This is a genomic window from Brevibacillus sp. HB1.1 (assembly GCF_013332445.1).
GTDB classification, from domain to species: Bacteria; Bacillota; Bacilli; order Brevibacillales; family Brevibacillaceae; genus Brevibacillus; species Brevibacillus porteri.
Genome location: NZ_JABMIV010000004.1, coordinates 329,090 through 341,900, shown reverse-complemented (window position 1 = coordinate 341,900; position 12,811 = coordinate 329,090). Strand labels below are relative to the sequence as shown.

General features: G+C 50.5%; 15 protein-coding genes. All 15 read left to right on the top strand.

Features of this window, described 5'->3' with window-relative positions; genetic code table 11:
- Positions 1 to 30 precede the first annotated feature (30 nt).
- The 15 genes from eutL (at position 31) to mdh (ending at position 12,758) form a co-directional block, all read left to right on the top strand.
- Complete coding sequence (gene eutL, locus HPY27_RS14125) at positions 31 to 681, top strand: ethanolamine utilization microcompartment protein EutL (RefSeq protein WP_017252519.1); 651 nt, start codon at positions 31 to 33, stop codon at positions 679 to 681.
- Between the two features lie 35 nt (positions 682 to 716).
- Positions 717 to 1,202 (top strand): BMC domain-containing protein, encoded by a 486-nt coding sequence (locus tag HPY27_RS30440; RefSeq protein WP_017252518.1) that lies wholly within the window; start codon positions 717 to 719, stop codon positions 1,200 to 1,202.
- Positions 1,202 to 2,695 (top strand): acetaldehyde dehydrogenase (acetylating), encoded by a 1,494-nt coding sequence (locus HPY27_RS14115; RefSeq protein WP_017252517.1) that lies wholly within the window; start codon positions 1,202 to 1,204, stop codon positions 2,693 to 2,695. Before HPY27_RS30440 ends, HPY27_RS14115 begins: the two co-directional genes overlap by 1 nt.
- A gap of 49 nt (positions 2,696 to 2,744) precedes the next feature.
- Complete coding sequence (gene eutM / locus HPY27_RS14110; protein ID WP_007720104.1) at positions 2,745 to 3,032, top strand: ethanolamine utilization microcompartment protein EutM; 288 nt, start codon at positions 2,745 to 2,747, stop codon at positions 3,030 to 3,032.
- A gap of 9 nt (positions 3,033 to 3,041) precedes the next feature.
- Positions 3,042 to 3,818 (top strand): phosphate propanoyltransferase, encoded by a 777-nt coding sequence (pduL, locus tag HPY27_RS14105; RefSeq protein ID WP_041749711.1) that lies wholly within the window; start codon positions 3,042 to 3,044, stop codon positions 3,816 to 3,818.
- Between the two features lie 15 nt (positions 3,819 to 3,833).
- Positions 3,834 to 4,658 carry a hypothetical protein gene (locus tag HPY27_RS14100; RefSeq protein WP_017252515.1) on the top strand — a complete coding sequence of 275 codons (825 nt, stop codon included), beginning with the start codon at positions 3,834 to 3,836 and terminating at the stop codon, positions 4,656 to 4,658.
- Positions 4,659 to 4,662: 4 nt separating this feature from the next.
- On the top strand, positions 4,663 to 4,950 hold the full coding sequence (locus tag HPY27_RS14095; protein WP_007720099.1) for a EutN/CcmL family microcompartment protein: 288 nt from the start codon (positions 4,663 to 4,665) through the stop codon (positions 4,948 to 4,950).
- A 2-nt stretch (positions 4,951 to 4,952) separates the two neighbouring features.
- Positions 4,953 to 5,294 carry an ethanolamine utilization microcompartment protein EutS gene (gene eutS / locus HPY27_RS14090; protein ID WP_007720097.1) on the top strand — a complete coding sequence of 114 codons (342 nt, stop codon included), beginning with the start codon at positions 4,953 to 4,955 and terminating at the stop codon, positions 5,292 to 5,294.
- Positions 5,291 to 5,734, top strand: coding sequence for a EutP/PduV family microcompartment system protein (locus HPY27_RS14085; RefSeq protein ID WP_017252514.1), 444 nt, complete (start codon positions 5,291 to 5,293; stop codon positions 5,732 to 5,734). The genes eutS and HPY27_RS14085 overlap by 4 nt, the downstream gene beginning before the upstream one ends.
- A 93-nt stretch (positions 5,735 to 5,827) precedes the next feature.
- On the top strand, positions 5,828 to 7,288 hold the full coding sequence (locus HPY27_RS14080; RefSeq protein WP_017252513.1) for a sensor histidine kinase: 1,461 nt from the start codon (positions 5,828 to 5,830) through the stop codon (positions 7,286 to 7,288).
- On the top strand, positions 7,254 to 7,850 hold the full coding sequence (locus HPY27_RS14075; RefSeq protein ID WP_017252512.1) for an ANTAR domain-containing response regulator: 597 nt from the start codon (positions 7,254 to 7,256) through the stop codon (positions 7,848 to 7,850). The genes HPY27_RS14080 and HPY27_RS14075 overlap by 35 nt, the downstream gene beginning before the upstream one ends.
- Positions 7,851 to 7,991: 141 nt before the next feature.
- On the top strand, positions 7,992 to 9,452 hold the full coding sequence (locus HPY27_RS14070; RefSeq protein ID WP_017252511.1) for an ethanolamine ammonia-lyase reactivating factor EutA: 1,461 nt from the start codon (positions 7,992 to 7,994) through the stop codon (positions 9,450 to 9,452).
- A 20-nt stretch (positions 9,453 to 9,472) separates the two neighbouring features.
- Positions 9,473 to 10,834: an ethanolamine ammonia-lyase subunit EutB gene (locus HPY27_RS14065; RefSeq protein WP_017252510.1), complete on the top strand. Its 1,362-nt coding sequence runs from the start codon at positions 9,473 to 9,475 to the stop codon at positions 10,832 to 10,834.
- 20 nt (positions 10,835 to 10,854) lie between these two features.
- Entirely contained in the window at positions 10,855 to 11,796 is a 942-nt protein-coding gene (gene eutC, locus HPY27_RS14060) for an ethanolamine ammonia-lyase subunit EutC (RefSeq protein WP_017252509.1), read from the top strand.
- A 20-nt stretch (positions 11,797 to 11,816) separates the two neighbouring features.
- Positions 11,817 to 12,758 carry a malate dehydrogenase gene (mdh, locus tag HPY27_RS14055; RefSeq protein ID WP_017252508.1) on the top strand — a complete coding sequence of 314 codons (942 nt, stop codon included), beginning with the start codon at positions 11,817 to 11,819 and terminating at the stop codon, positions 12,756 to 12,758.
- The last annotated feature ends 53 nt before the right edge of the window (positions 12,759 to 12,811 follow it).

Here is a 12,811-nt window from a genome sequence, read left to right as displayed (position 1 = left end):
AGGGATGTTGTCTTGAAAGGAGTGACACGCATGGAAAAACCAATTCGAGCGACGCCGCTTGCGATCCGACTGATTCCCAATGTCGATCCACAATTTGCGGAGAAGCTGAACCTGCCTTCTCATATCCGAAGTCTGGGGCTATTGACCTCTACGATTGACGATGTGGGGTATACGGCCATTGATGAAGCGACCAAAAAGGCAGCGGTAGAAGTTGTGTATGCCAAGTCGTTTTATGCAGGCTCAGGCCATGCGTCTGGACCGTTGTCCGGCGAGTTCATCGGGATGATCGGAGGCGCGACGCCATCGGAGGTGCAGAGCGGACTGGATGCAGCCGTTGCATTTATGGAAAGCGGAGCATGCTTTTACTCTTTGAATGATGAAGGGACGCATGCGTATTACGCCCATGTTGTGTCGCGGACGGGCAGCTACTTGTCTCAAACCGCCGGAATCCGCGAAGGTGAGCCGCTTGCTTACTTGATCGCTCCGCCGCTGGAGGCCATGTATGGTATTGATGCCGCCCTCAAGGCTGCAGATGTACAAATGGTTCAATTTTTTGGTCCACCGACAGAAACGAACTTTGGGGGAGCGCTACTCACTGGCAGCCAGTCGGCATGCACGGCAGCCGCCGATGCTTTTGCCGAGGCCGTAAGAAGTGTCGCCCAACAGCCTGTCAAACGATAATAGGGATTTTCTCTCTTGAAGGGGAGGTAATGTAAATGCGCGCTACAACATATTCACTCGGCATGATTGAGACGCTGGGCTTGCCTGCTCTCATCGCTGCCGCAGACGCTGCTGCTAAGGCGGCAGACGTTAAAGTCGTCTCTTATGAAGGAGCGGACGCAGGAATCGTCACTGTATACGTAATCGGGGATGTATCTTCGGTTATGGCGGCAGTAGATGCTGGCGCTGACGCTGCGAGACGTGTCGGAAGATTGCTGCACTCGCACGTGATTCCACGTCCTGACGAAAATATTCCAAAAATGATTAAAAACCTGCTGAAACCGGAAGTAAAAGAAGAGGGTAAGGCAGAGCCGGCTAAAGCGCCAGTGTCAGGATTGCAAGATCAGTCCATCAATGACCTGCGCAAAATGGCGCGTTCGTATGCGGACTTCCCGCTGACAACGAACGAAATCAACATGGCGAAGAAAGAAGATCTCATTCGTCTGTTGGAAGAGAAACAAGGCGGAGGTGACAAAGCCTAATGACACTCGACGCTGATCTGTATTCCATACAGGAAGTGCGTACCTACCTCGCACAAGCGAAGGAAGCACAGGCCAAATTCGCTACCTACAGCCAAGAGCAAGTTGACCGGATCATCGAAGCTATGTCCAAAGTGGGCGTAGAAAATGCTGATCGACTGGCAGCAATGGCTGTGGAGGAAACAGGCTTTGGTAACGTCGCTGACAAGCGGATGAAAAACCTGTTTGCTGCACAAGATGTGTACGCATCTGTAAAAGATGTAAAAACGGTTGGCATCATCCGTAAGGACGAAGAGAACAAGGTGTGGGAAGTGGCGCAGCCATTTGGTATCGTAGCAGGGGTTGTACCTTCCACGAATCCGACGTCCACGGTTATTTATAAATCGATGGTCTCCCTCAAGGCGAGAAATGCGATTGTATTCAGCCCGCATCCGTCGGCAGCCAAATGCACGCTGGAAGCAGCGCGACTGATGGCACAGGCGGCAGTAGCGGCTGGAGCACCAGAAGGGTTGATCCATTGCGTTACGAAGCCTACGCTTCCTGGGACAAATGAGCTGATGAAGCACAAGCTGACCAATCTGATTCTCGCGACTGGCGGAACGCCGATGGTACGCGCAGCATACAGCTCCGGTAAGCCGGCATACGGTGTTGGACCTGGTAACGTACCGGTTTACATCCACCACACTGCTGACTTTGCTGCTGCTGCCAGACGCATCGTGCAGAGCAAGACGTTTGACTATGGTACAATCTGCGCTTCTGAGCAAGCATTGGTAGTGGAGGAATCCACCAAACACCAATTGATTGCAGCCTTGAAGCGTGAAGGCGCCTACTTCCTGAACGAGCAAGAGAAGGAAAAGGTAGCTGCCATCGTCACGATAAACGGCTCGCTGAACGCGAAGATCGTTGGCCGCTCTCCACATGTGATCGCTCAAATGGCGGGTATTACCATCCCTGCTGATACGCGTGTCCTGGTTGCGGAGGAGAACAATGTAGGCAAAGCGTATCCGATGTCCGTTGAAAAACTGGCACCGATCCTTGCCCTTTACACGGTTCAAGGCGACAGCGAAGCGTTTGCTCGTTGCCGCGAATTGTTGGAACATGGTGGTCTTGGACATACAGCGGGTATTCATGCCCAGGATGACAATGTCATCGCAGCGTATGGTCAAGCAATGCCAGCATCCAGAATTCCGGTAAATACGGGTACGACCTTCGGAGGAATTGGTGCAACGACTGGCGTACAACCAGCGTTCACGCTTGGATGCGGTTCTTTAGGGGGCAACATCACTTCCGATAACATCGGTGCGAAGCACATGTTTAACATCAAGCGTGTTGCATTTGGCATCAAAGAAATGCCGCAATCAACGTCAGTATCAGCAGCTCCTGCGACACAAGCGGAAGAAGCTGTCCTACAGGCTGTCTCTTCCATGAATGTCGGTTTGAGCCGCGATGAGATCAAAAACATCATCAAATCGGTGTTAACAGAAATGACGACTTAGAGTCGTAAAACACTAAAATTTTGGAGATATAATTAAGGAGGAAATGAAAATGGCTGGAGAAATGTCCGCATTGGGAATGGTAGAAACAAAAGGTTTGGTAGGAGCAGTAGAAGCTGCTGACGCAATGGTAAAAGCAGCTAACGTAAAACTGATTGGTAAAGTACACGTAGGTGGCGGTCTCGTGACTGTTATGGTACGTGGTGACGTAGGTGCAGTAAAAGCTTCCACTGACGCAGGCGCCGCTGCTGCTGAAAAAGTAGGAGAGCTCGTATCTATTCACGTAATTCCACGCCCTCATGGAGACATTGAACTGATCCTGCCTAAACTCGAAGGATAATAATTCCCTATGGCAGTGATTACAGAAGCATCCTTGAGAGCAATGCATAAGTCAGGTATTCCAAACCCCTTTCTCGTTGAGAAAGGGGATAAAATAACACCAGCAGCGGCAGATTTCTTGAAAGGAAGAGGGATTCAAGTGAAACAAGTTGATCAGAACCAGCAGCCTTCCACCAATCAAGCTGCCGAGGCAGTGCGAGAAATTCCTTTGGGCGTATCTAACCGTCACATTCATTTGTCGCAAGCAGATGTCGAGAAGCTTTTCGGAGCCGGACATCAATTGACGCCAATGCGTGATTTGTCGCAACCGGGCCAGTTTGCTTGCCAAGAAACAGTCACCATCGTGGGACCAAAAGGCAGCATCCACGGGGTTCGCGTTTTGGGACCAGCTCGTGGCGCGACACAAGTGGAAATTTCCCGGACAGATGGCTTTGCAGTAGGTGTTCAAGCACCTGTGCGTATGTCTGGAGATATTGAAGGAACACCAGGTATGGTACTCGTTACGGCAAAAGGGACAGTCGTGATGGACAAAGGCGTAATCGTAGCGAAGAGCCACGTTCATATGTCTCCTGCAGATGCCGAGCAATATCAAGTGAAGGATGGCGATACACTGATCCTGGCGACGCAAAGCGATCGTCCTATCATCTATCCAGATGTAGTCGTTCGTGTGCATCCGCAATTCGCACTTGATTTCCACGTTGATACGGATGAAGGTAATGCCGCTAATTTGAAAACGGGAGACCGGGTAAAAGTGATCGGCAAGAACGGGCAATTTTACTCCGGCTAACGGAGGTAGAGCTTGATGGACATCAGAGAAATGGTGGCGTCGATTACGAAAGAAATTTTGCAATCGATGAATACAGAAAAGAAAAGCGAATCGCCTCGTGTCCTGTACGTCTTTTGTGACAGCCAGGCTCATGAGGCTTATCAGGATCATTTTATCCAACTGAAAAACCACGGGATCTGCCATGACATTCTCTTCCTGGATGGAGAAACCTCCTCTTGGCTTGGCATGCACAAGATCGAATGTGGGGGAGCAGGCAGAATCCTTACAGCAGATGAGTACGCTCCTGCCCCGTTGGAAGTGCCGAAAGATTATGTCGGTATCGTGATTCCTGAAATCGATTTGGATAATGCAGCGAGAATTGCTTCCGGTCTAAAAGGAACAATCAAAGCGGAAATCGTCTTTTCCGCATTGGTGACGGGTAAATTCGTCATCGCTGGTTCCGATGTGCCAGGAATCAAGCGCGCAGACCGTCGTACCCTGCAAACATTGACACTGACACCTGCTTATGAAAAGCTGTTCAACCGTCACGTTGAGAGCATGAAAGAACTGGGTGTGGAGTTTGCAGAACAACGCCGTCTGGCTGATCGCGTGGTTTCTAAGCTGAAGTCTCAGTTGCAAAAAGTGGAGATTACTACTAAGACAGAACAACCGACATTGACTCCTTTGGATGAGCAAGAAGCTGTCTTTTCCGGGAAGCTGTTGACAGCGGATTGGATCAGATCTCAGCCTGAGCTTCGCGATACGACTTTGATCGTGAAAAAAGGTGCAATTGTTTCTCCGCTTGCTTATGACAGCATGAGAGAACGCGGCATTACGGTCAGCTATTTAGGAAAAGGGTGATCGCATGTTTTTGGGAAAAGTGATCGGCAGCGTCTGGGCCACGCAAAAAGAAGCAGGCATGGAAAATCTCAAGCTCATGGTGGTTCAGCCGATTGATTGGCGTGGCGAAGAAGGCGGACAAACCGTTATCGCAGCGGACAGGATCGGTGCGGGAATCGGGGAGCAGGTTATCGTCTCTCGTGGGACGCCTGCCCGAATTCTTTTCTCCGGCACCAGTGTGCCGATCGATGCGATCATCGTAGGCATTGTGGATTCGTTTGAGGTGCCGGGTGCCGCAGGAAGAGAGGAATAGGAATGGAACAGGAACGTTCACGAGTCATCCAGGAATTCGTACCAGGGAAACAGGTCACGTTGGCTCATGTAATCGCAAACCCTGACCCAATGCTCTATACCAAGCTAGGTATCAATGAGGCCGGTGCGATCGGCATCTTGACTTTGACGCCTACCGAAACAGCCATTATTGCCGCGGATATTGCGACGAAGGCTGCTGGCGTCGAGCTTGGGTTTCTCGATCGTTTTACAGGTTCACTGATTGTCGTAGGAGATGTATCCGCTGTTGAAATGGCAGTCGAAGCGGTCAATCAGGTACTGAGCGAAAAACTGCGGTTTACACCGGCATTGGTGACGAAATCATGACCGGCCGTGTAATGATTATCGGTGCAATCGAAGCAGGAAAGTCTTCTCTGGTGCGGGCGCTGTTCAATGACGAACAGCCTGCCAGAAAGACACAAGCGCTCGAATATCGGGACTGGGCAATTGACACTCCGGGTGAGTACAGCGAAAACCCGATGTTTTACCGCACACTTATGGCTACCTCTCTTGAGGCGAAGATCATTGTGATGGTGCAGGATGCTACGCGGGAGCGCAATTATTTCCCTCCTGGCTTCTCACAAGGGTTTCCGCAATCGTGCATCGGGGTCATTACCAAAACGGATCATCCTGATGCAAATGTGGAGAGAGCAGAACAATTCCTGCGTCAATCGCTCGGCAATGCGAAGATTTTCCGGACCTCCTCGCTCACAAGTGAGGGAGTATCAGAATTGCGAGCGCATTTGCAAGAAATTGTCAATGAGTAAGCTTGATTAACCAGTATTACACCCCTTTCCGCCGTAGCGCGTCTGTGAGAAAATGAGGTCATATCAACTCCTAGCAGGTGAAAAGAGGTTCACATGCAATCAATACGAGAAGTGTGCAAAGCGTCCACGACGTTGAGTGATGACGACATTCGGATTGTGGAGGATCTGGCTTCCAAGCTTCAGATTTTTGCTGATCTGTCTCAAGCGGACATGTTTATTGATTGTCCGACGGTAGATCGGAGCGCTGCGATGGTAGTCGCACAAGCTGCACCGAGTACGGCACGCTCTATGTACAGTGGATCTGTCGTAGGGCATTTGGCGACGGCGATTAATGAGCCGGCCGTTATGTATTGTCTGACGACAGGCAAGCCCGTCATCGGTTCACGTGGGGTTTCACAGGAGCAAGTCGTGATGCGACAAAGTGTCGTACCCATCACGAATGCGGCTGGAAAAACAATCGGGACCTTGATAACTGAACAAGATATATCCAAACAGGTGGAACAGGAAAAAAACGTCGAAATGCTCAAGGAAACAACGGAGCAGTTAAGTGAGACGCTCATCCAGTTCGCTGTGCCTGATCTGCCCATTTCGTCGCTTTTGCACGAGGGCATGATTTTGTTTGATCAGAGTGGGGTTATCACGTACGCCAATGGCCGTGCCCACAAGCTGCTCTCCTTGATTGGCTTTGAACGGCCGGAAAAGGGCGAGAGCATTGAACGTATTTTTTCCTGGAGAGTTTCCCCGGAGAATTTTGTACGCAACGGGGGTTATATTCAGGAGGAGCTGTCAAAAGGCAAACACTTTATCATGATGAAAGCGGTTTCGTCCGTCCGCAAACAAGACATCATTGGGGGATTCATTCTCCTGCGAGACATATCGGACATTCGGGAAAAAGAAAAGCAGTTAATGATCAAATCCGCGGTGATCAAAGAGATTCACCATCGGGTCAAAAACAATTTGCAAACCATCTCTAGCCTACTGCGCCTGCAAATGCGGCGTTCGCAGTCCAACGAGATTGAAAAGGTATACAGGGAAAGCATCAATCGCATCAACAGCATCGCCATTATTCACGAATACTTGGCACAGGATGGTCTGGAGCAGATTGACTTCAAAGAGATTTTAACCAAAATATCGAAAATAATCGTCTCTTCGATGAGACGTTCTGAGCAAGCTATACACGTCGTGGTGACGGGCGAATCGGTATATCTGCCGTCCAACAAAGCAACATCGTTTGCCTTGATCGTCACCGAGCTGATTCAAAATTGCATGATTCATGGTTTTCATGACCTGCATGAAGGGAAAATCTCTATTGCACTGGTTGCCAAGGAAGACTTCGTTAGTCTGTCTGTGACAGATGACGGAGTAGGCATCGAGGACATGGAGCAAATCCACAAAAAGGGCCATCTCGGCCTGAAAATTGTCGATACGCTGGTCAGGGAAGACCTCGAAGGCACGATGCATTTCCGCAACACTGGGAACGGAACAGAGGTAACCATCCTCTATCCGATCCAAAAGGAGGATGAAGATGACACAGCCGAAGATTATGGTGGTTGATGACGAGCCGATTATTCGCATGGATTTGCGCGAGATGCTCGAAAATGAAGGGTATTTAGTGGTTGCCGAGGCGAAAAACGGAGAAGAGGCAGTCGAACAGGCCCATCGTCACAAGCCCGATCTGATCATCATGGATGTGAAAATGCCTGTCTTGAATGGAATCAAGGCAAGCAGTATCATTCGTTCCTTTTCAGACAGTTCCATTCTTCTCTTGACGGCTTATAGCCAAAAGGAACTCGTCCAGGATGCCAGAAAAGCGGGTGTGACGGCTTACTTGGTGAAGCCGGTGTCGGAGGATGACTTGATTCCCGCAGTAGAAATCGCACTCAGTCAAAAGGAAAAAGTCGTTTCACTGAAGAAGGATATCAATGATCTGAAGCAAAAGATCGAGGATCGCAAAGCAGTGGAAAAAGCAAAAGGAAAGCTGATGAGTGCCCTATCCTTGGAAGAGGATGCGGCTTACAAATGGATGCAGCAAGTAAGCATGCAACGGCGCATGCCGCTTGTGAAGCTGGCAGAAGAGATTTTGTCGGGCGAGCAGGCCATTTCCACACAAGGCTAGTACTGACGTTATCATAAAAAGCAGTGACAAGTAGATACGAAGAGAGCAAAGGCGCTTGAATCAGACCGGGAGCAAGGAACCGGCTGTTCAAGCGTTTTTTCGTAAGCCCGTCTGACACGCCAATGGTTCAAGGAGGTTCATATGGACGAACAATGGATCCAAAGCGTCGGGATCGATGTGGGAACAAGCACAACCAAAATGATCGTTAGCCGATTGCGATTGGGTCGCATGTCCAGCACGTTTTCGCTGCCGCGTTATCAGATCGTGGAGCGACAATTGCTGTATGCGAGTGAAGTACATTCCACACCGCTCATCGGATTTGATGAAATCGACGCTGACGGAATCGGATCGATTCTTGCAGCCGAGTACAACAAGGCACAAATCAGCTTGTCTCAAATCAAGTCCGGGGCGGTCATCATCACCGGAGAAACAGCCAGCAAAAAGAACGCACAGCATATCGTTCATCTGCTGGCTGAACGCTCCGGGGATTTCGTGGTAGCGACAGCAGGTGCTGACCTCGAAGGCGTGTTGGCGGGCAAGGGCGCTGGCGCAGAAAAACGCTCGCAAGCCATACAAGGTGTGATCGTCAATGTCGATATTGGCGGAGGAACAGCGAATGCAGCCTACTTCCAACGTGGTCGAGCGATTGCGACGGTTACGTTCCACGTCGGAGGAAGACTGATCCGTCTCAGTCCGCAGGGCGTCGTTCAATACGTGTCGCCGAACATTCAACAATGGCTGTCGGCAAAAGGATTGCGTATTCAAGTCGGACAGGAAATCGGATTCGCGCAGCTCACAGAGGTTGCTGAACAGTTGGGACGCAGCATGCTCGATTATTTGACGGGGAAAGAGCGACAAGTATCAGGCTTGCTCGTCTTGGGGCCGCATTTGCGCGATTCCATCCCTGTTGCTGAATTGACCGTCTCAGGTGGTGTAGGCCTGCTCATGAGCGGACCTCCCGTCCAAAATATTTCGGATGCAAGCCGATATGGCGATTTTGGCCCGCTGCTCGGATATGTACTCCAGCAGGAGCGCGAAAAAGGAACGTATCCGGTACAGTGGCTAGACCCGGATCAGACAGTACGGGCAACGGTAATTGGCGCGGGGATGCAGAGTACGGAGATTAGCGGTTCAACCGTGCATATCAAGCCGGAGCTGTTGCCGATTAAAAATATTCCGATTCTCAAGCTAGAGCTTACCGAGGAACAATTGGCAGATGCCGCACGACTGCGACAGGAAGTGGCTTCGATCTACCAACTGGGTGAGCGCCTGTTTGAAAAAACGACAGGGATTCCTTTCGCACTCGCGATCTCCGGCATCGGGTATTGCTCGTACGCTCTGCTACAGACGCTTTCCCAGGAGCTGTCGGAGCAATACCGGGCAAGTTTCCCCGAGAGTCAAACCATGGTCGTGATCTGTGAAACAGATATGGCGAAAGCGCTCGGGCAGGCCTTGGCGCTGCGTTGTAAAGGGGCACCGGAAATCATTTGCATCGATCAGGTGCGTGTGGAATACGGCGATTACATCGATCTCGGTGAGCCGATCTCGGGAACGATCATTCCCGTTGTCGTCAAAACACTCGCGTTTGATGAAAGGCCGTAACGTAAGAAGGGGTGGACGTGATGAACACGAAAACGACTGTGCTTGGACAGACCTATCAATTTCGCGATTTGAAAGAAGTTTTCGCGAAGGCTAATGAAGATAAATCAGGCGACCAGCTGGCTGGTCTCGCCGCTGCTGATTCCCGGGAACGTGTAGCTGCCAAGCAAGTTTTGGCTGATCTGACGCTGGCGGATATCCGCAACAATCCGATGGTTCCGGCAGAAGAAGACGAAGTATCCCGTGTGATCGAAGAAGGTATCAACGAAAAAATTTACAGCGAAATCAAAAACTGGAGTGTAGCAGAACTCCGCGAGTACATTTTGAGCCATCAAGCAGGCGATAATGAACTCAAGCGCATCAGCCGCGGCTTGTCCAGTGAGATGATTGCAGCGACTGCCAAGCTCATGAGCAACCTGGACTTGATTACGGCTGCGTCCAAGATTAAAGTTGTGACGCATGCCAACACCGTAATCGGTCAAAAGGGCGTATTGGCTTCTCGTGTACAGCCGAACCATCCATCCGATAACGTACAAGGCATCAAGGCGTCTCTGTACGAAGGATTGAGCTACGGAATCGGCGATGCGGTTATCGGGATCAACCCGGTTATCGATACAGCGGACAGCGTCAAAGACATTTTGAACATGACCAAAGACGTGATGACCAAGTTCGATATCCCGACCCAAAACTGCGTATTGGCTCACGTATCTACTCAAATGCGTGCCATCCGTAATGGGGCACCAGCAGACTTGATTTTCCAAAGTTTGGCGGGTAGTGAAAAAGGAAACAATGCATTTGGTATTGATGTAGCGCTGTTGGATGAGGCAGACGAGCTGATGCGCAAAGAAGGTACTTCCTATGGACCGAACTTCTGGTACTTCGAGACAGGCCAAGGCTCTGAGCTGTCTTCCGAGGCGCATCACGGCATGGACCAGGTAACGATGGAAGCGCGCTGCTACGGTTTGGCTCGCAAATACAATCCATTTATCGTGAATACGGTAGTTGGATTTATCGGACCTGAGTATTTGTACGACAGCCGTCAAGTAATCCGCGCAGGCTTGGAAGACCATTACATGGGCAAAATGCACGGTTTGCCAATGGGCTGTGACGTATGCTACACGAACCACATGAAGGTCGATCAGAACGATATGGACAATCTCGGTATCTTGCTCTCGTCGGCAGGAGTTAACTTCGTCATCGGGGTAGCTATGGCTGACGATGTCATGCTCAACTATCAATCGACGAGCTTCCATGATATTGCCGCGTTCCGTGAAGTGATGGGACTGCGCCCGGCACCAGATTTTGAAAAATGGCTGGAGAAAATGGGCATCATGGAAAACGGTAGGCTGACTGCAAAAGCAGGCGATCCGACAATCTTCATGTAAGATCAGGAGGTGAAAGACGGATGGAACAACAATTAGATTTCTTGGTAGATAAAGTAGTAGCAGAGCTGCAAAAGAAGCTGGGTGAGGCCACAGAACAAGCTCCGTCACCAAAAGCAGAGACGGGCTTGATCCAATTGAGATCGGAACCAAAGGCAGAGCCAGTAACGAGTGCGGCGACGGCTCCGACGCAAGCTCCAGCGGTGAATGAGCAACTTGCTCCATCAGCAGAGCCTGAGAGAACATCACACGTACCGAATCCGAAGTACAAGGAAGGCTTGGATGAACTGCTGTCCAGCACGCCAGCGCGCATCGGAGTTTGGCGTACAGGTGTGAGACCTTTGACTAAAACGATGCTCGAATTGCGTCGCGACCATGCTGCGGCTGTAGATGCTGTATACGGTGAAGTCAGTCAAGCGGTGCTCGATCAGTACTCCTTGTTCACAGTGGAAACGCAGTATGACAACACCGAAAACTATCTAAAGCGTCCGGATATGGGGCGCGTCCTCACGGAGGAAGGCGTGCGCTTGCTGCAAGAGCGCTGCCAAAAGAAACCGCAGGTACAAATCGTCGTTTCGGACGGCTTGAGTGCCGCTGCGGTGGATGCGAACCTGAAAGACGTGCTTCCATCCCTGATGGACTCTCTGAAAAGCTATGGACTGACCTGCGGCACACCGTTCTTTATCCAAGGCGGACGCGTAGCCAGCATGGATCACGTCGGCGAGATTTTGGAGCCAGAAGTATTGGTGCTCCTGATCGGAGAGCGTCCAGGATTGGTTACGGCGCATTCCATGAGTGCGTACATGTGCTACCGTCCACGCAAAGGTATGGTAGAATCAGAGCGTACAGTGATCTCGAATATTCATCGTCAAGGTACTTCTCCGGTTGAGGCGGGGGCCCACATCGGGACCATTCTCTCCAAAATGCTGGAGCAAAAAGCAAGTGGTGTGAAACTAGTCTTGTAACATGACGAGGAGGATTCAGCATGACATTTCGTAGAAAAAAAGTAGCCGTCATCGGTAGTGGTTTTACAGGAGCGACAACTGCGTTCATCATGGCGCAAAAAGAGCTGGCTGACATCGTTTTGGTCGATATCCCTCAACTGGAAAACCCAACGAAGGGTAAAGCACTCGACATGATGGAAGCTTCCCCAGTTCTCGGCTTCGATGCTAACATTACAGGTACTTCTGACTACAAAGACATCGAAGGCTCCGATATCGTAATCATCACAGCAGGTATTGCTCGTAAGCCAGGTATGTCCCGCGACGACTTGGTAGCAACGAATGCAGCTATCATGCGCTCTGTTGCTGAGCAAGTGAAAACATATGCACCAAACTCCATCGTACTTATCCTGTCCAACCCGGTAGATGCGATGACGTATACATTCTACAAAACATCCGGCTTCCCGAAACACCGCGTAATCGGTCAATCCGGCGTACTGGATACAGCTCGCTTCCGTACATTCGTAGCAATGGAACTGAATGTATCTGTTAATGACGTAACAGGCTTCGTATTGGGCGGTCACGGCGACGACATGGTACCACTCTTGCGTTACTCCTACGCAGGTGGCATCCCACTCGAAAAATTGATCCCACAAGATCGTCTGGATGCTATCGTAGAGCGTACACGTAAAGGTGGCGGCGAAATCGTAGCTCTCTTGGGTAACGGTTCCGCTTACTATGCACCTGCGGCAGCTCTGGTAGAAATGGCAGAAGCGATCTTGAAAGACAAAAAGCGCATCCTGCCTTCCATCGCTCTGCTCCAAGGTGAGTATGGCTACAACGATATCTACCTGGGTGTACCAACTCTCTTGGGTGGAAACGGTATCGAGCAAGTCATCGAGCTGGATCTGACTGCTGCTGAGAAAGCAGCATTGGATAAATCCGCAGATTCCGTTCGCGCAGTTATGAAAGTAGCTATGCCATAAGCACGGGTTTAAAATGAAAGCTTCGCCAGATGTCTTGGCGGAGCTTTTTTTAC